The sequence below is a fragment of the Roseibium aquae genome, assembly GCF_008711285.1.
Taxonomy (GTDB): domain Bacteria; phylum Pseudomonadota; class Alphaproteobacteria; order Rhizobiales; family Stappiaceae; genus Roseibium; species Roseibium aquae.
In genome coordinates, this window is record NZ_VXDC01000009.1 from 53,822 (window position 1) to 72,055 (window position 18,234).

Below are 18,234 nucleotides of genomic sequence, written 5' to 3' on the forward strand. Positions count from 1 at the left end.
GTTTGACCTTGCAAACCGAGCGGCATCGCGAAACGATACGAGTCTATTTCGCAGATCGTGCCGCATTTGCAGCTCTCGCCTCGCGGCGGAAGCCGATATTCAACGTCAAAACAAGAAAAGTCTCTCGGGAGGACACCATGAAAAAACTGAACCGCCGTCAGGCCCTTGGCCTTCTGGGGGCTACGGCCGCCGCATCCGCCCTGCCCATGCCGGCAATCGCGCAGAACCGGAAACTCGTGCTCGGCGCGCTTCGATTCACCAGCCATGCGGGCAGTTTCATCGCCTTTGAGCGCGGTTACTTCGCCGATGCCGGACTGGACGTGGAACTGAAGTTCTTCGAAGCGGCCCAGCCGATGGCGGTCGCCATCGCCTCTGGCGATGTGGACTACGGCATCACCGCCATTTCCGGGGGTCTCATTTCCCTTGCCGACAAAGGCGCGGTGAAGGTGATCGGCGGCTCATTGTCGGAAGAACCGGGAATCGACGGGCAAAAGATTTTGGCCTCGGACGCTGCGTTTCAGGCGGGTCTGACCTCACCCGCCGCACTCGATGGCAAAACCTTTGGCATGACAACCGCCGGCTCATCCTTCCACTACATGGGCTCGAAAATCGCCGCGGACGAAGGGGTCTCCCTGCGGTTCAAGCCCCTCCAGAAGGTTGGCGCGGTGATTGGGGCCTTGAAATCCGGGCAGATCGACGCCTGGTCTATCGTTCCCCACATCGCCAAGCCACTGGCCGGATCGGGCGCGATCCACATCATTGGCAATGTTTCGGACTATCTGCCCGATTATCAGGTCACCACGGTGTTCACCTCGGCGAAAAATGCCGCCGACGAACGCGCGATGACGCAGGATTTTCTGGCCGGCTATTCGCGCGGGGTCAGCGATTACAACAAGACCATGATCGACAATGGCGGCAGCGCGGAAGGCGTCGACGAACTTGTCGATCTGCTTCACAAATACGTCTACACGGACCGTCCCCGCGAAAAGGCGGTGGGGCCCATTGTGGACGGCACCATGCGGCTGAATGAGAACGCGTCGCTCAACATGGCCTCCGTCGAGGATCAGTTGAGCTGGTTCCAGGCGGAAGATCTGGTGAGCCGCGACATCACGCTCGACACCCTGGTCGACCCCAGCTACGTCGACGAAAAAGCCTAGAGCATCTCCTGACAAGACCGGATCGCTTCGCGATCATTCGGTTCACGAAGAAATGCAGCAAGGCGCAAAAAGTGCGGGCAATTTTTCCCGGTGAGGTTGGAGCATGCCGCTGCAATCTGGCCGGGAATTGCTCTGGCGCGCTTGTCCCCGCTGTGCGGATCCGGCTCAAGGCGGGGATCGGCCGGTCAAACCAATCGAAGGGCTGGAAGCGGATTGTATTCGCGGCCCCAGTTCACGGGATGTGCATGGAAATTCGCCTCGATCAGGTGTCCCATCAATATGACGAAGTGGTGGTCCTGAAAAACATATGCCTGAGCGTTCCATCCGGCCGGATCACCTGCATCGTCGGGCCATCGGGCTGCGGAAAGTCGACCCTGCTCCGTTTCATGGGCGGGTTGGAGCAACCAACGCATGGCACGCTGACCCAGCTGGGGTCTCCGCCTGACGGCTGCCTGAACGCTCTCACCTACATCTTTCAGGATTTCGCCCTCCTGCCCTGGCGGACGGTGGAAGGTAATGTCGGGCTGGTGCTTGAAGATCATCGCCTTTCCAGTGCGCAAAGGGCGTCCATCATCGCGGATGTCCTCGCCCGGACAAATCTTTCCGATTTCGCCACTGCCCTGCCCAAGCAGCTGTCAGGTGGCATGAAGCAGCGTGTGGCCATAGCCCGCGCCCTGGCCGTCAATCCGGCAGTTCTGCTTATGGACGAGCCATTGTCCGCGCTGGACAGCCAAACCCGTGAGCTTCTGATGGACGATCTCGTATCGCTCTGGAGCCGGACCCCTTTCACTGCCGTTTATGTCACCCACAACCTTCAAGAGGCGGTTCGGCTCGGCCACCAGATCGTGGTCTTGTCGCGCCGTCCAGGCCGCATCCACGAGATCGTTGAGGTCGACCAGCCTCTGGAAACGCGAACCATGACCGACCCGGATCTGCAGAAAAAACACGATCATCTCTGGGGCCTGATGCGCGAGGAAGCGCGTGCCGCCGACGCGGAGCTGGTCCATGGCTGAAACCGGAACGACCGCGGCCGGTGCCCAAGGACCCCGGAAGGCCCAATCCGGGCCTGTCGTCTTTCGGGGCGGCGGATTCCGGCCGGCCGATCACCGGGGGATCGGCCTCCTCGTCTTGATCATGCTGATCGGCGTAGTCGAGCTTGGGACGCGCCAGGGCTGGATTTCGCCGCTCACGCTTCCGCGCCCCTCGGATGTCTTCCAAACGCTCGTGGAATTCACGCAATCCGGCCAGCTCGTCCTCAATCTTGCACCGTCCATCAGCCGCCTGATCATCGGGTCCGCCTTAGGGATCGCCGCCGGGATCGGCGTTGGCCTTCTGATCGGTCTGTTTTCCGTCATTCGCGCAGGTCTCGTGCCGGTCGTCGCGGCCATCTTTCCGATCCCGAAAATCGCCCTTCTGCCCTTGTTCGTGATCTGGTTCGGGATCGATGAAGGGTCGAAATACGCGCTGATCGCCTTCGGCACCTTCACACCGACCGTGGTTGCCACCTATGGAGCCGTCGACAATGTGGACAGGACGCTGATCCGAATGGGACAGAGTTTCGGGCTGTCATGGATTTCCATCGTCCGCAAGATCGTCCTGCCAGGCGCCATGCCGGGCATCCTCTCCGGGCTGAGAATCAGCCTTGCCATCGGCATCATCCTGCTCGTGGCAGCCGAAATGCTTGGGGCGGAATACGGCATCGGCGCTTACATTTTACAGGCAGGGGCGCTCTACGACCTGGAGCGCCTGTTTGCCGGCGTGCTGATCTTGTCCGTCCTCGGCATTCTGGTAAATGCAGGGGTCAGCCTTGTGGAAAAGCGGCTGCTGCGCTGGCGGGTTTGACGGAACCCGGCTGGCGGATACCTGGACCAAAGGGACTGTGAACGCCAAGTTCCATGGTCGACAGGACCCAAAGGGCGAAGGGCCGGTTCAGATCAAGAACAGAAATGCCCCTAAGTCACGCCAATGATTGACTGACCGTTCGGTCTATGCTCAATTTCCAGAATAATCCGGACCGGCAAGACCAAGACCGGCCAGCGGATATGGGAGGAAAACATGAGCTCTTCGGACACCGTTCTGGTGGTGCTGACCGGCGGGGTGATGCGTATCACGCTCAACCGTCCGGACAAGCTGAATGCGTTCAATGACGAGATGCATATGGCGTTGCGCTCCGCGTTTGCCAAAGCACAGGACGATCCGGCGGTGCGATGTGTCCTTCTGACAGGTGCCGGACGGGCCTTTTGCGCCGGACAAGACCTGGGAGACCGGGATCCGCGCAAATCCACCCCGGATCTCAGCCACACCCTGGAAACCTTCTACAATCCGACCGTCCGGTTGATCCGCTCGATGGAAAAACCCGTCATTTGCGCCGTGAATGGCGTTGCGGCGGGTGCCGGAGCCAACTTTGCCTTTGCATGCGATATCGTTCTTGCGGCGAAGTCCGCCCGCTTCATCCAAGCGTTCTGCAAGCTGGGGCTTGTGCCCGATGCCGGCGGCAGCTGGCATTTGACCCGCCTGCTCGGCGAAGCCCGCGCCAAGGCGCTCGCGCTCACCGGTGAGCCGGTTGGCGCGGAACAGGCGGCGAACTGGGGCTTGATCTGGAAGGCGCTCGACGATGAAACGCTGATGGACGAGGCCGAGAAGCTTGCCGCCCATTTCGCTTCCGGACCGACAAAAGGCTACGGCCTGACCAAGAAAGCCATCCATGCCGCCGCCACGAACAGTCTGGACGCCCAGCTCGATCTTGAGCGCGACTATCAGGGCACGGCCGGTGCCACACACGATTACGCGGAAGGCGTCGCCGCTTTTCTGGACAAGCGCAAGCCGGAGTTTCAGGGCCGATGAGCACACACATGCGGGCATCCGGCCTGTCGCCCCAGGAACTGGCCGAGGCATGCGCGGCGGCCATGTGGGCAACCGATCAGGCGTCTCAGGGTTTGGGCATGACCATTGACCATGTTGGTCCCGGCGAGGCGGTCCTGTCCATGACCGTGGAAGAGCGGATGGCCAACGGCCACGGCATCTGCCATGGCGGCTTCATCTTCACTCTGGCCGACAGCGCATTCGCCTTTGCCTGCAACAGCTACAACCAGTTGGCCGTTGCCCAGCACTGCGCGGTGACATACCTCAGGCCGGGAAAAATCGGCGAACGGCTGACGGCCCACGCAAAAGAAGTGTCCCGGACCGGCCGGTCCGGAATTTATGACATCCGCATTCAAAACGGCACGGGCGAGACGATCGCCGAGTTCAGAGGTCACTCGCGGACCATCTCCGGCACGCATTTGCCGGAGTGATCCGGTTTGTGACCGGTGTTCTTTGGGAGGAGAACATGAAAGACCTGTCCCCACGTCCGGGCGACCTTGACCCCATCGAAATCGCATCCCGCGATGAAATCACGGCGCTTCAAACCGCCCGGCTTGCGAAATCGCTCCGTCATGCCTACGACAACGCCCCCTTTTTCAAGGCGCGTTTCGACCAGGCCGGCGTGCACCCGGACGATTTCCGATCGCTTGCGGATCTCGCGAAGTTTCCCTTCACCACCAAGTCCGATCTGCGCGACAACTACCCCTTCGGCATGTTCGCCGCCCCGCGCGACAAGATCGTCCGGATTCATGCCTCGTCAGGGACCACCGGCAAGCCGACCGTCGTCGGCTACACGCAGGCCGATATCGACACCTGGGCCGATCTGGTCGCCCGTTCGATCCGCGCCTCCGGCGGACGGCCTGGCGACATCATCCACGTGGCTTATGGCTACGGCCTGTTCACCGGCGGGCTGGGCGCCCATTACGGTGCGGAGCGCTTGGGATGCACCGTCGTTCCGGTTTCCGGCGGGATGACCGAGCGCCAGGTCACCCTGATCGCCGACTTCAAGCCGGATATCATCATGGTCACACCGTCCTATATGCTATCCATCCTGGATGAGCTCCGGCGGCAGGGGATCGATCCGCGCGAGACCTCCCTGAAGGTCGGCATATTCGGAGCCGAGCCCTGGACCAATGCCATGCGCGAGGAAATCGAGGCCGCGCTCGACATGCATGCCGTCGACATCTACGGCCTGTCTGAAGTCATGGGACCGGGTGTCGCCAATGAATGCGTGGAAACCAAGGATGGCCTCACGATCTGGGAAGACCATTTCTACCCGGAAATCATCAATCCGGAGACCGGCGAAGTTCTGCCCGATGGCGAGATCGGAGAGCTTGTCTTCACCACGCTGACCAAGGAAGGTCTGCCGATGGTCCGCTACCGGACCCGCGATCTGACACGCCTCTTGCCGGGCACCGCGCGCTCCATGCGCCGGATGGACAAGATCACCGGCCGCTCCGACGACATGATCATCCTGCGCGGCGTCAACGTCTTCCCGACCCAGATCGAGGAACAAATCCTCAAATGCGCGGGTCTTGCCCCGCATTTTCAGATCGAGCTGACGCGCGACGGGCGGATGGACGCCATGACCGTGCATGTCGAGGCCGCCGAAAACGCGGCAGCCGACGAGGCCCGCTTGGCATCCTCCAGGGAACTGGCGCACCATATCAAAAGCGTTGTGGGCATTTCAGCCCGCATCAATGTCGCCGAACCGGGCCAAGTCGCCCGCTCGGAAGGCAAGGCCAAGCGCGTGGTGGACAACCGGCCAAGGGATCTTTGACCGTGAATCCATTGCATGAACTTTCCGAAGCTGGAACTTGATATAAGGGCAAAATACTAAAATGGCCCGGACCCGCGCCGAAGACTTTGAAGACAAGCAGCGTCACATCCTCGTGCAGGCGGCGCGCGTGTTTGCCGAACAGGGCATGGAGAAGGCCTCCATGTCCGCGATTGCCGCCGCATCCGGCGCGTCCAAATCCCTGCTCTACCACTACTACCCAAGCAAGGACGCTCTGATTTTCGAGATCATCCGCAGCCATCTGGAAGATCTGGAGGCGGATATCTCGAAGGCTGATGAACCCGATGCGCCGCCCGAAGCGCGGCTGCGCAGGCTCGTGCGGGCGGTTCTGGAAAACTACCGCGACGCGGATGACCAGCACAAGGTTCAGCTCAACGCTGGGCCCGTTTTGAACGAGGAGCAACGCAGCCATATCCTTGATCTCGAGCGCCGGATCGTGCGGCGGTTCTCAACCGTTCTCAACGAAATCAATCCGGATCTGGACGATCCAGCCCGCCCGCTTCTGATGCCGACAACCATGTCCCTCTTCGGCATGATGAACTGGGTCTATATGTGGTTTCGGGAAGGTGGCCCCGTCACGCGCCAGGACTATGCCGATCTGGCGACCACCCTGGTGTTGGAGGGTGTGAAGGCGATCGGCCGGAAAGACTGACGCCGCCCGTTTCCCCAACACGGTTCGCGGATGCGCGCTATTGTCCAGCAAGATGCGGCAGCATGGCATGGGGGATGCCATATGCATCCGCCAAAGCCGCGAGGCTGCCGTCCGCCGCCATCTCCTTCACGCCTTCGTTGAACGCCTCCACCAATTCCACGGCGCGCTGGTTCTTGCGTCCAATCATCACATAATAGGGTTCGACGGCGATTTCGATCGGGGCTTCCACAATGTGTTGTCCCGCAACGATCTGCTGGATCGGTTCGGACCGGTAAATTACGGGAGACAGCACGACAAAATCCACGCGGCCCGCGACAAGCATCCGCACGCAGTCTGAGACGTTTTTCGGCGAATCCCGAAGGACTTGTCCGGCCTCGGCCAAACTCTGGACCGGTTCCGGAAGGGCGTAGTCGACCGGCGAACAAACCGTGCGTCCGGACAGATCTGCCTCGGACCGGATTGGGCTCTTTCCCTCCGAATCCGCGCGGGTAAAGATTGTCTCCTTCGGCAGGATGAACGGATCCGTAAAGAGCATCACGGTGCCCCTGTCTTCACGGTAGAACCAGGGATGGGTCGCGTCGAGCCGCCCCAACTCCACTTCCCGCACACCACGGCGCCATGGCATATCGATGGACTCGGCCTCAAGCCCTGCCCTGCGAAAAGCATCTTCCACCAGGGCGGTCGCGAAGCCGCCTCTTGGAAGCGTATCCGTATTGAATGGCGGATAATCCGGAAAAACAGCAATCCGGACGGTCTTGTCCCGAAGGGTTTCGGCGGTTGCCGGAACGCACGGCCCTGCCACGGCGATCGCGAACAGCACAAGGCGGCGCAGGCCACGTAGGACATGGCATGTGTGCGAAAACCTGAGCGCCGTCTGAGATATGCCGATCATGCGGTCCACCGTCTCAAAACCATCGCTGATCATCCCTCCAGGGCACAAGATCCAAGGCAGCGTCCGGCTGTTCGCAAAACATCAGCCGGAGGTTTCCCCATTGCCGTGTCCGGTACCGGACCTGGAGGTCCCTGCCCATGGCGATCGATCAGTCCACAGTTTCGCAACCGACACGTTAATTTTTCTGAACTGTTCCGGCCTTGAACAGCGCTTTCAACCCCCGGCTTTTCTTTTCAGAAATGCAATCTGATTGGCATCCTCAGAAATCAAGAGGCCCATAAAAAGCTTTCCCGTCCGGCAAGATGATCAGAGAAACGCTTTCCCGAACCCGGCTCCGCCTATTCAGCGGCTTCCACCAGCGGCCAAGCCTTGGCGACCATTGTCAAAACATCGTATTGCGCAACGGTCTCGTCGGCCTGATTGGTCACGCAGCAGTCCCAGCGGACCTCACCATGATCCGCATTGATCCTCGGATTGATTTCCTTGGCCGTCAGCCGGACCTTCAGACGATCGCCGGGATTGACCGGTGTCAGAAAGCGCAGGTTGTCGACACCGTAGTTGGCCAGAACCGGCCCCGGCGCCGGATCGACGAAGAGACCCGCAGCAAAGGACACGATCAGATAACCATGCGCGACCCGCCCGTCGAAGAAGGGATTGGCCTTGGCCGCCGCCTCGTCCATGTGCGCATAGAACGTGTCGCCGGTGAAGTTTGCGAAATGCTCGATATCGGCAAGCGTGACTTCCCGCTCGCCGGTGACGAGCTGATCGCCAATCCTGAGTTCTTCCAAAGACTTGCGAAACGGATGGACCGAGCCGGATTCGGCATCCGCGCCCCCGATCCAGCGGCCCGTCACGGCGGAGAGAAGCCGGGGCGTGCCCTGGACGGCAGTGCGCTGCATGTAATGCTTCACGGAACGCATGCCACCCAGTTCCTCGCCGCCGCCGGCCCGGCCGGGACCGCCATGGACGAGACCTGGAAGCGGTGAACCATGGCCCGTGGAGGTCTTGGCGCTGTCGCGGTTGCCGATCAGAATCCGGCCGTGGTGGGAAGCGAGCCCGAGCACCGCGTCTTCCGCCACGCGCGGATCATTTGTGAACACCGAACACACAAGCGACCCCTTGCCGCGCTTGGCCAGCGCGACCGCTTCCGCCACATCGTCGTAGGGCATGACGGTTGCCACAGGACCGAACGCTTCCACGTCATGAACGGATTGAGCGTCGAAGGGTTTAGAACAGTGCATCAGCACCGGATTCAGGAAGGCCCCCGCTTCGGCATCGCCCGAGGCGACTTTGACCGATCCCGGATCCCCGGCAACGATTTCGGCATCCTTGGACAGATCGGCAATGCGCTCGCGCACTTCCTCGCGCTGCGCCAGCGAGGCGAGCGCCCCCATACGCGTCGTTTCCGCCGCGGGGTCACCCACAACGGTCTTGGCCAGCCGTGCGGAAAGCGCCACGATCACCGGCTCAACATGCGCGCGCGGCACCATCACCCGGCGGATGGCGGTGCATTTCTGCCCCGCCTTCACCGTCATCTCGCGCGCAACTTCCTTGACGAAGAGCTCGAATTCTGGGGTGTCCGGTGCGGCGTCCGTGCCCAGGATCGCGCTGTTCAGACTATCGGCTTCCATGGTGAAACGGACCGCCTCGCGGATCACGTTTGGATGGGCTTTGAGCATCTGCCCCGTCGCCGCCGACCCGGTGAAGGTCAGAACATCCTGCCCTGTCAGGTGGTCGAGCATGTCGCCGGCCGATCCCGAGACAAGCTGAAGCGCTCCATACGGCAGGACTCCGGTTTCAAGGATCCGGCGAACCATCAGTTCCGTCAGATAGGCTGTCTGGCTGGCCGGTTTGACCAGGCACGGAACCCCGGCCAGCAGAGACGGCGCGATCTTCTCCAGCATCCCCCAGCAAGGGAAGTTGAAGGCATTGATATGAACGGCGATGCCCTCCAGCGGTGTCAGGATGTGCTGGGCTGAAAACGTGTTGTCCTTCGACAGCGGTTCCACATCCCCGTCCGTCAGAACCTTGGCGTTCGGCAATTCCCGGCGGCCCTTGGAGGAATAGGCGAAGAGCGTGCCGATGCCGCCTTCGATGTCGATCCAGCCATCCGCGCGGGTGGCACCGGTCAAGAAGTTTTCAGCGTAAAACTCTTCCTTGTGGTCCATCAGCGCCTGAGCCAGCGCCTTCAGCATGGTTGCCCGTTCGTGGAACGAGTATTTGCGCAGGTTACTTCCACCAACGGACCGGCCCCACTCCAAGGCCGCGCCGAAATCCAAACCGGACGCATCAATCAAAGCCACGGGCTCGCCCGTCGCCGCGTTGAGAAGCGGCTTGCCCTCTTTCGCGCCGCGGGTCCACCGGCCGGCAACAAAGCTTTCAAGAATGCGCGGGCTGGCGGCCTGAGCGGTCATGGCGGATATCTCCCTAAACTCTGATTATCTATTTTTAATCAGTTCGTTGCCTGAAAATTCACTGGTCATAGGTAACGACGATTGTGTCGGTGAGCGGCGTGCATTGGCAGGTCAGCACATAGCCGGCGCGGACTTCATAGTCTTCAAGCGCATGGTTCTGGGCCATTTCAACCTCACCTTCGAGCACCTTGGCACGGCAGGTCGAACAAACCCCGGCCTTGCAGGAAAAGGGCGCGTCGAGATTGTGCTCGATCGCCGCTTCCAACACGCTTTGACCCGTTTTCGGCATGGTGAATGTTCGGGTCGTGCCATCAAGCGTCACCGTGGCCTTCGCCTCGCCTGCGCGCTCGGCCGCCAGCTTGCTTTTGGCCGGCGCCTTGGCCCGCCCAGGCTGACCGGAGGCGAAAAGCTCGTACTTGATCTGCTCCGGTCTCAATCCATGCTGCCTGAGGCTGTCCGAAATCGTCAGCATCATCGGCTCGGGACCGCAGATGAACGCGGTATCGATCGCCGTGGGGTCGATCCAGGTTTCGAAAAGGCGCTTCAGTTTATCTGCATCGAGCCGTCCGGTGAAAAGCTCGATATCCTGCGCGTCGTTTTCCAGAATGTGAAGCACAGCGAACCGGTTGAGATACAGATCCTTCAGATCGTCGAGCTCCTCACGGAACATGATCGAGTTGATAGCGCGGTTGGCATAGACGAGCGTGAAGCGCGAGCCGGGTTCCCGTGCGAGCACTGTCTTGATCAAGGAGAGTACTGGCGTGATGCCTGAGCCGCCCGCGAACCCGAGATAGTGGCGTTCCTTGGACGGGTCCAGTTCAGTGAAAAACCGGCCCATGGGCGGCATGGCTTCCAGCACCGCGCCCTTGGCAAGATCCTCGTTGGCCCAGGTCGAGAACGCCCCGCCATCGACACGCTTGATGCCAACCCGCAGGACGCCGTCATCCTTGCCGGCACAAATCGAATAGGACCGGCGCAACTCCACGCCGTCGAAGTCCTTTCGGAAAGTCAGGTACTGGCCTTGAATGAAGTCAAAAGCAGCGCGGTCTTCCTCTCGGGGCTGCAAGGTGACCACCACGGCATCACGCGTCGTGCGCTGAATATCTGTGACTTCTAGGGGATGAAAGCGGGACATACGGCGCGGTCCTCGTCAGCTCAGATGCATTTGAAATAGTCGAAAGGTTCCAGACAGCTCCGGCACCGGTAGGCCGCCTTGCAGGGAGTCGAGCCGAATTGGCTCACCTTTTGGGTATCGATTGAACCGCAGCGCGGGCACTCGATCACAAGATTTCCTTGCCCGGTCAGGCGGCTTGCCAATCCCGCGGCCCGGCCGTCGGCCGCCGTGCCGTCAATGGGCGGGGCAATGCCATAGGCTTTGAGCTTTTCGCGGCCCACTGTGCTGATCCAGTCCGTGGTCCAGGGCGGTGACAGGCGCCGCTCCAGCCGGATCTGCTCCACGCCCTTGTCCAGCAGCACCTTTTCGATCTCGAAATTGATCACGGAGGTTGCCGGGCAGCCCGAATAAGTCGGCGTAACCGTGACAACCAGGGTGTCTTTGTCCCAGGCCACGTCCCGGATGATGCCAAGATCGGTTAAGGATATGACCGGAATTTCCGGATCGGGCACCTCACCCAGCCAGGACCAGATTGTGTCGACGGAGGGATGCATCGTGTCACCAGACCGCGCCGGGATAAGCGCGCTGCAGGAACTGCATGTCGGCCAGGATATACCCCAAGTGCTCCGTATGCCGGCCGGATTTGCCGCCTTGATGCGCGAAGGTGCTGTCCGGAACGGAAAGTGTTGCCGCCCGCAGCACCTCTTCCACTGTCTGGCGCCAGACCGTCCCGACTTTGGCAAGGTCCGGCGCGATCCCGGCCGCAGCCGTGGCAGTGTCGATTTCGTCGGGTGTCGACAACTCGCCGGTATAGGCCCATTGGTCGTCCAGCGCTGCCTGCATGCGGGCATGGCTCTCTTCAGATCCGTCACCCAGCCGGATCACCAGATCGGCCGAACGCTCCAGATGATAGGACACTTCCTTCAGAGCCTTGGCCGCGATCTCGCGGACCCGTTCCTCGGTTGACGTCAAGAGCTCCGTCAGCATGGCGTGGTGCCAGGCGTCGAACAGGAACTGGCGCATCAGCGTCTGGCCGAAATCCCCGTTCGGACGCTCGACCATCAGGACATTGCGGAACTTCGAGGCATCTCGAAGATAGGCGAGGTTGTCGGCCGTGCGCCCCGCGCCTTCCACCTCTCCGGCCAGCCCGAGCCAAAGCTGGGTTTGACCGATCAGATCCAGCGCGGTGTTGGCCATCGCGATGTCTTCTTCGAGGACCGGTGAATGACCGCACCATTCCGACAAACGGTGCCCGAGGATCAACGTGTTGTCGCCCATGCGCATCAACCAGGTGGCGTAGGCTGTCCGATCGACTTGATCAGCGGCGGCCTCCATCACATGTGTCCCACTTCATCGGGAATGTCGAAAAAAGTCGGGTGGCGGTAGACCTTGTCGTTGGAGGGTTCGAACAGCGGGCCCCGCTCTGAAGGACTTGAGGCAGTGATGTGCTTGGATTCAACCACCCAGATCGACACACCTTCATTGCGCCGCGTGTAGACATCACGCGCGTTCTTGATCGCCATCTCCGCATCCGGTGCGTGCAGGCTGCCGACATGACGATGGTTCAGGCCGTGCTGTCCCCGGATGAAGACTTCCCAAAGCGGCCATTCCTTTTTCATCGGATCTCTCCCAAAATCACCAGTGCCGGGCTTTTTGCACAATATGTTTTTATCGTTGTGTCGATGGGACCCGGTGTCACTGATCCTATTCCGCGGCCAATTTTGCAGCAGATTGTTTTTCTGCATGGGCCATCAGCCCTTCGCGGAACCAGGCGCCGTCTTCCCATGCCTTGACCCGGGCGCCGAGGCGTTCCTTGTTGCACGGGCCATTGCCCTTCAGGACCTCATAAAATTCAGACCAGTCCGGCTCGGAGAAATCGTAGCCGCCCTTTTCCTCGTTCCACGCCAAGTTCTCATCGGGGATTGTCAGGCCAAGATATTCAGCCTGCGGCACGGTCTGATCGACGAATTTCTGCCGAAGCTCGTCATTGGTGTTGATCTTGATCTTCCAGGCCATCGACTGCGCCGAATGGACGGAATCCTTGTCCGACGGGCCGAACATCATCAACGAAGGGTACCAGAACCGGTTGAGCGCATCCTGCGCCATTTCCTTTTGCTCCGGCGTGCCTTTGGCCATCTTCATCATGATGTCGTAGCCCTGGCGCTGGTGGAAGCTTTCTTCCTTGCAGATCCGGATCATGGCCCGGCTGTAAGGGCCATAGGACGTGCGCTGCAAGGGCACCTGGTTCATGATGGCCGCGCCATCGACCAGCCAGCCAATGGCGCCAATATCGGCCCAGGTCAGCGTTGGGTAGTTGAAGATCGAGGAGTATTTCATATTGCCGGAATGAAGCTTCTCCAAAAGCTCGTCCCGGCTGACACCGAGCGTTTCCGCCGCGCAGTAAAGGTAAAGACCATGGCCGGCCTCGTCCTGCACCTTGGCAAGCAGGATCGCCTTGCGCTCCAGCGTCGGCGCGCGGGTGATCCAATTGCCTTCCGGCAGCTGGCCAACGATTTCGGAGTGCGCATGCTGGCCGATCTGCCGGATAAGCGTCTTGCGGTAGCCTTCCGGCATCCACTCTTTCGGCTCGATTTTCTCGCCGCGGTCAATGCGCTCCTGAAAGGCCCGTTCTTCCGGCGACATCTCCTTGAGATCTTTGACGCCCTCGCCCGTGGATTTCACCATTTGCGCGTACATGACCTCTCCTCCAGACATGCAACAAGATGTTTCATCTGCAACTTATACCGCAGAAAGCATCACACGAAAAGCGAAATCCGTATAAATTTTGTAATGTTTTACCTCCTGATCCAAGCCGTCCGCGCTTTCGCAGGAAAAATCAAAAGCTTCGCAAGCCTTGCAGGCGTTTCTTAGACGCCGCCGTCTCAGCCGAGAGCGGCCCGTCAACCGCCAAAAGATTGCCGGTGATATAAACCTCCGCCGCGGCGGTCATTCGGAGGTAGAGGCGGTTGAACAACGCCCGCGCCAAAGGTGCCGGCCAATCCGGCGGCAGGGCGTTTGGCGGCAAATGCGGGTCCTTCAAGACCACCGCACGGTAGGCGTGGACCATCGCAAGCCGCAAGGCCAAAGCGTCCGCGGGCCGCAGGCCGCCGTCCTCCAGCAACGTTGATTCAATCCGTGAATACCGTTCGATAAAGCTCTGATATTTCACCCTGTAGTCGTCAAGCGGCCAGGCTCCAGAGGCAAGCGCAGCCACGGCGGGTGTCCCGGACAGCGCCTTGGCCGCGAAAACGACGCCCGGCAATTCCTCGCCCGGCTGCGCCGTCCCGATCCAGACCCCCGTGGACACGGGCACGAACCCCTGCCCGCGCAGGGTGCGATCCTGATCAGCCGGCACATTCAGGGCGATGAAAAAGCCGGATTGTGGCTCCCGGCGATGGAACAGGATACCGGCCGCCTGCAGATATTCCGCCCGCGCACGATCGGTCAGGCGGTAGAAGCTGCGCCGGCCCACCCGTTCACCGGCCAACTGGCCGGCGGACACAAGGCGCGATACGGCCGTCCGCGTCAGGCTTTCGCTGATCCCAAACCAGGAGCAGATCTCGATGAGATTGCCCATCCACAGCACACCGCCCCGCGGATCGACAATATCCCCGTAGATCGTGACGATGAATGCGGCAGCCTTCGGCGTTTCGTCCAGCGCTGAAGCCAGGATGGCGGGGAATGCGGTTTGGATCATCGCGGCGGGATCTGGAATGGCAACGACTCCCTCTGACCAAGGCTCTCAACACAATTCTGTTTAGCGTTGAAGCCGTGCTCCGGGCAAGGGCCGCCCAATTCCAGTCATCTTGAGGAAGAACGGTTGCACCTCGATATATGAAACGTTATATGATTACACGTAATAGAATTACATCAATTCATGGATCCGCTTCATGCCCCTGTCTTCGCAATCCTCCCCCTCCCTCACCCGCCGCACGGCCCTTTTCACCACTGTAGCCACCTCGCTCGGCCTTTGGGGCGGCGGCGCGCTTGCGCTTGAAGACCTGAAGGTCGTGACCACGATCAAGCCGGTCCATTCGCTGGTTGCGGCCGTGATGGAAGGGGTTGGCACGCCGTCGCTCCTGATCGACGGCGCGGCCTCTCCGCACGGCTTTGCCTTGAAACCGTCTCAAGCGGCAGATCTGCAAAATGCGGACCTGGTGATCTGGGTCGGCCCGCAACTTGCACCGGCGCTCGAAAAACCAATCGAAACACTGGCCGCCAATGCCGTTCAGATCGAGTTGATGAAAGCGCCCGGCGTTCACCTTCTGGGGTATCGGGAAGGCGCGCGTTTCGAAGGGCATTCCCACGATCACGGCGAAGAGGCGCACGGCCATGACGATCATGATCACGGCAAGGAAGAGCACGCAAGTCATGACCACGGCCACGATCATGCTGAACACGATCGTTCACATGACGACCATAGCCACGATGACCACAGCCATGATCACGCGTCGCATGATGATCATGGGCATGACAAAGAGGAGCATGCGGGCCACGATCAAGGGCATAATCACGCGCATGGCGGCAAGGATTCGCATATCTGGCTGGATCCGGAAAACGGGAAAGCCATGGTCAACGCGATCGAAGCGGCCTTGATTGAAGCTGATCCGGAACACGCGGACGCATATAAGGCGAATGCAGCAAACACCCGCCAGAAGATCGACAACCTCTCCGCCTCAATCTCCGGCCGGATGGCCACGCTGAACAACACCGGCTTCATTGTCTTCCACGATGCCTACCGCTATTTCGAGCACCGGTTCGACATTGAGGCCGCCGGCGCGATCTCGATTTCCCCGGACACGCCGCCGAGCGCGGATCGGATTCGCCAGATCCGGGATCTGATTTCAGAAAGCAGCGCCGCCTGTGTCTTCATCGAACCGCAGTTTGAACCGAAGATCGTCGACTCTGTCATCGAAGGCACCCAGACCAAGGCTGTTTTATTGGACCCGCTTGGGGCGATGGTTGAAAACGGACCCGATCTTTACACCACAGTCATTGAGGGCGTCGCATCGAGCCTGGAAGAGTGTTTTTCGCAAGGCTGATGACCGGGACAGATTTGTGCCTCAAGTGGTGACCCCAATCACACACAAAACATAATGAAACCTGCGGAGCATCCACGCTCCGCAGCTCACTACAAAGATACATGTCAGCCGATCAGCCGGTCCCGGCCGGCCATCAGCTCCGGGCAGCCATCCGCGCTTCGTCGGTGGTCTCCAGCGCCTTGAGCAGATGCTGGTCGCGGTCGTAAACGTCGGCATGATACTCGATCACGCCCTCCGTGTTCGGCCAGGCCGTGAAGTAGGACACGTACACCGGGATGTCCCCGCCGACGCTTTCCTGAATGGTCCGGCCAGTTGCGATTTGGGAGGCGATATGGTCCTCGCTCATGCCCAGCACGGCCGCCGCCATCGCTCTTGGATCTTCCAGCCGCACGCAGCCTGCGCTGTAAGCGCGGCTGTCCTTCTTGAACAGGTGCTTTTGCGGGGTGTCATGCATGTAGATGGCATGTTTGTTGGGGAACAGGATCTTCAGTTCCCCCAGGGCGTTGGAGCGCCCCGGATACTGGCGGACGTTGATGCTTTTTTCCTTGGCGGCCACCGCATACCAATCCACGGAAGCGGAAGACACCTGACGCCCGGAGACCGTGGTGACCTCATAGCCGGACCGGTCGAGATAGCTCGGGTCGGCGGCCAGTTTCGGCAGCAGGTCATTGATGATGATGGAGTATGGCACACCCCAATAAGGGTTGTATTCAACCACTTCCAGCGTGTCGTAGAAGAAGTATGTCTGGTTGGTTTTCCTGCCGACCACGGTGCGCATGGTCAAGGGCTCGGCGTCCGGAGAAAAATGCGTGGCCTCGAAAGCCGGCACATTGAGCATCACATGCCGCTCACCCAGGTGTTCAGGGAGCCAGCGGCTGCGCTCCATCGCAAGCTCGATCTTGGCAATCTTGTCGGCATTGGTCACCCCGACAAGCGCAAGGATGGTGTTCTTGCCCACAATGCCGTCGGCGGCGAGATCGTTTTCCGCCTGATAGGCCTTCACCAGATCCGCAATCTCTTGCGAATACAGCTCTTCACCATCATAGGCGGCAAGGGTTTCCGCATGCGCTTCCTTAAGGGTGTCGGACCCGTTCTTCACGATTGCGGCAACGATGTTGGCCACTTCCGGACTGCTCCGGCCCACCTTGAGAAACGTGCCGGGCGCAATGACGATGCGCTCGTCTTCCTCGTCCTGCGCCCGCAACTCCGCGAGCTGAGCCTTCAAAAGCTGGAAATGATCGCCGGCCGGGTGATGGCTTTCCATAACCGCCCGGACATCCTGCGCCGTTTGCAACGCCCGCGCGGCGGAAACCAGATCGACTTGGTGGCGCGGAAGGTCGTGGTAGCCGGAGAGCCGGTTCGGATCGATCCGGCCGCGTTCGGCATCCAGAATATAGGTCAAGACCGCGATCGAGAGTTCGATCTCGAAGCCCATGATCACTTCGGCCCGTTTCAGTTCCGCCGCCTCGAACGCCTCCTTGGCGGCATCATCCGCGTCATCGGGAACCGCGGCGGGCGCCGCCGGGATGATCGGCATGGATACAGCGTAATCATCGGGATCAAGCGCGAAAAGCGCGGCCTTGTCCAGCGCCTCCATCGCCGAAAGCGCGCCTGCGTTCGGTTCGCCGTCGGTCGTCCAGATGAAGACCGGTCTTTCCCGGTAATGCGTCTCCAGAGCCGCGGCAACCTCTGGCAGGGCCTTGAAACGCAGCGTTTTGAGAACCGGCCGCGCGCGGTCAAAATCCGTCAAAACGGGCGTTGCCGCAGCTTCGGTCATGCTCTGCCCCTCGGCGCCTTCATCAGGGCCGGTTTCGACCGCGGCCGTTTTGACTTCGGCAAGGGTGGCCAATGACACGGTTTTCCAGGCATCGGCCTGATATGTCAGGAAGCGCGGTGACGAGACACGGACCTGGGTCGCCTTTTGCTTCAGCGCCTGACGCCGGCGCTCCGCCTCCAGCCGCTGCTGTTCGGCCCGGTGGCGTTCGGGATCGAACAGCCGCTCGAAGAAATTTTGCGCCTGCGCATCGGTGGGGCTCAGTCCGGTAAAGCCCGCAGCCAGAACACTGGCCATCAACGCCGCGGTGAAGGTGAGACGAGCCGGACGCATCGGGATGCCCGCAATCGCCTGCGCTGTCGGAATCTTGGTGCATTTTGTCATTCGAATAACAACTCGTCTCAAGTCGGATGGGCCCGGCGGAGGCGCGGCACCGGACAAACATCAAGCCGACTCGCGCACACCGTGACGCAAAGTAATACAACACGGCTGTGCGAAGGGTTAAACCGGTCGCGGCGCCGCAAAGGCG

17 protein-coding genes are annotated in these 18,234 nt (G+C 60.6%); 8 read left to right on the forward strand and 9 right to left on the reverse strand.

All coding sequences use genetic code 11. The features are described from left to right. The first annotated feature begins 137 nt into the window (after positions 1–137). The 7 genes from F0184_RS15045 to F0184_RS15075 all read left to right on the forward strand — a co-directional run bounded on the left by F0184_RS15045 (position 138) and on the right by F0184_RS15075 (position 6,469). Positions 138–1,157: an ABC transporter substrate-binding protein gene (locus F0184_RS15045; RefSeq protein WP_150497026.1), complete on the forward strand. Its 1,020-nt coding sequence runs from the start codon at positions 138–140 to the stop codon at positions 1,155–1,157. Between the two features lie 245 nt (positions 1,158–1,402). Further along, complete coding sequence (locus F0184_RS15050) at positions 1,403–2,170, forward strand: ABC transporter ATP-binding protein (RefSeq protein WP_150497027.1); 768 nt, start codon at positions 1,403–1,405, stop codon at positions 2,168–2,170. Further along, positions 2,163–2,999, forward strand: coding sequence for an ABC transporter permease (locus F0184_RS15055; protein ID WP_150497028.1), 837 nt, complete (start codon positions 2,163–2,165; stop codon positions 2,997–2,999). The genes F0184_RS15050 and F0184_RS15055 overlap by 8 nt, the downstream gene beginning before the upstream one ends. A gap of 213 nt (positions 3,000–3,212) precedes the next feature. Next, positions 3,213–4,001, forward strand: a complete 789-nt coding sequence (gene paaG / locus F0184_RS15060; protein WP_150497029.1) for a 2-(1,2-epoxy-1,2-dihydrophenyl)acetyl-CoA isomerase PaaG — start codon at positions 3,213–3,215, stop codon at positions 3,999–4,001. Continuing rightward, a complete protein-coding gene (gene paaI, locus F0184_RS15065) occupies positions 3,998–4,450 on the forward strand; it encodes a hydroxyphenylacetyl-CoA thioesterase PaaI (RefSeq protein ID WP_206668355.1) in 453 nt (150 codons plus the stop codon). Before paaG ends, paaI begins: the two co-directional genes overlap by 4 nt. Positions 4,451–4,485: 35 nt before the next feature. Then, entirely contained in the window at positions 4,486–5,799 is a 1,314-nt protein-coding gene (gene paaK / locus F0184_RS15070) for a phenylacetate--CoA ligase PaaK (RefSeq protein ID WP_150497030.1), read from the forward strand. A 61-nt stretch (positions 5,800–5,860) separates the two neighbouring features. Continuing rightward, entirely contained in the window at positions 5,861–6,469 is a 609-nt protein-coding gene (locus F0184_RS15075; RefSeq protein ID WP_150497031.1) for a TetR-type transcription factor C-terminal domain-containing protein, read from the forward strand. A gap of 37 nt (positions 6,470–6,506) precedes the next feature. Here F0184_RS15075 and F0184_RS15080 read toward each other — a convergent pair whose 3' ends face one another. From F0184_RS15080 to F0184_RS15115, 8 genes are all read right to left on the reverse strand, one after another. Further along, the gene (locus F0184_RS15080) at positions 6,507–7,361 is read right to left on the reverse strand and encodes a substrate-binding periplasmic protein (RefSeq protein ID WP_172972123.1); all 855 of its coding nucleotides are present in this window, start codon (positions 7,359–7,361) and stop codon (positions 6,507–6,509) included. A 338-nt stretch (positions 7,362–7,699) separates the two neighbouring features. Continuing rightward, positions 7,700–9,775: a phenylacetic acid degradation bifunctional protein PaaZ gene (gene paaZ / locus F0184_RS15085; protein ID WP_150497033.1), complete on the reverse strand. Its 2,076-nt coding sequence runs from the start codon at positions 9,773–9,775 to the stop codon at positions 7,700–7,702. A gap of 58 nt (positions 9,776–9,833) precedes the next feature. After that, positions 9,834–10,910, reverse strand: a complete 1,077-nt coding sequence (gene paaE, locus F0184_RS15090) for a 1,2-phenylacetyl-CoA epoxidase subunit PaaE (protein ID WP_150497034.1) — start codon at positions 10,908–10,910, stop codon at positions 9,834–9,836. A gap of 20 nt (positions 10,911–10,930) precedes the next feature. Beyond that, entirely contained in the window at positions 10,931–11,443 is a 513-nt protein-coding gene (paaD, locus tag F0184_RS15095; RefSeq protein ID WP_150497035.1) for a 1,2-phenylacetyl-CoA epoxidase subunit PaaD, read from the reverse strand. Positions 11,444–11,447: 4 nt separating this feature from the next. After that, the gene (gene paaC / locus F0184_RS15100) at positions 11,448–12,224 is read right to left on the reverse strand and encodes a 1,2-phenylacetyl-CoA epoxidase subunit PaaC (RefSeq protein ID WP_150497036.1); all 777 of its coding nucleotides are present in this window, start codon (positions 12,222–12,224) and stop codon (positions 11,448–11,450) included. Beyond that, entirely contained in the window at positions 12,224–12,508 is a 285-nt protein-coding gene (paaB, locus tag F0184_RS15105; protein ID WP_150497037.1) for a 1,2-phenylacetyl-CoA epoxidase subunit PaaB, read from the reverse strand. The genes paaC and paaB overlap by 1 nt, the downstream gene beginning before the upstream one ends. 85 nt (positions 12,509–12,593) lie before the next feature. Further along, the gene (paaA, locus tag F0184_RS15110; RefSeq protein ID WP_150497038.1) at positions 12,594–13,586 is read right to left on the reverse strand and encodes a 1,2-phenylacetyl-CoA epoxidase subunit PaaA; all 993 of its coding nucleotides are present in this window, start codon (positions 13,584–13,586) and stop codon (positions 12,594–12,596) included. A gap of 139 nt (positions 13,587–13,725) precedes the next feature. Beyond that, positions 13,726–14,586 carry a PaaX family transcriptional regulator C-terminal domain-containing protein gene (locus F0184_RS15115; protein WP_150497039.1) on the reverse strand — a complete coding sequence of 287 codons (861 nt, stop codon included), beginning with the start codon at positions 14,584–14,586 and terminating at the stop codon, positions 13,726–13,728. Between the two features lie 193 nt (positions 14,587–14,779). Between F0184_RS15115 and F0184_RS15120 the strand changes: the two genes are divergently transcribed. Continuing rightward, complete coding sequence (locus F0184_RS15120) at positions 14,780–15,931, forward strand: zinc ABC transporter substrate-binding protein (RefSeq protein ID WP_150497040.1); 1,152 nt, start codon at positions 14,780–14,782, stop codon at positions 15,929–15,931. A gap of 133 nt (positions 15,932–16,064) precedes the next feature. On the opposite strand, the gene F0184_RS15125 is transcribed toward F0184_RS15120, so the two are convergent. Continuing rightward, the gene (locus F0184_RS15125; RefSeq protein WP_208998502.1) at positions 16,065–18,089 is read right to left on the reverse strand and encodes a L,D-transpeptidase family protein; all 2,025 of its coding nucleotides are present in this window, start codon (positions 18,087–18,089) and stop codon (positions 16,065–16,067) included. Positions 18,090–18,234 lie beyond the last annotated feature (145 nt).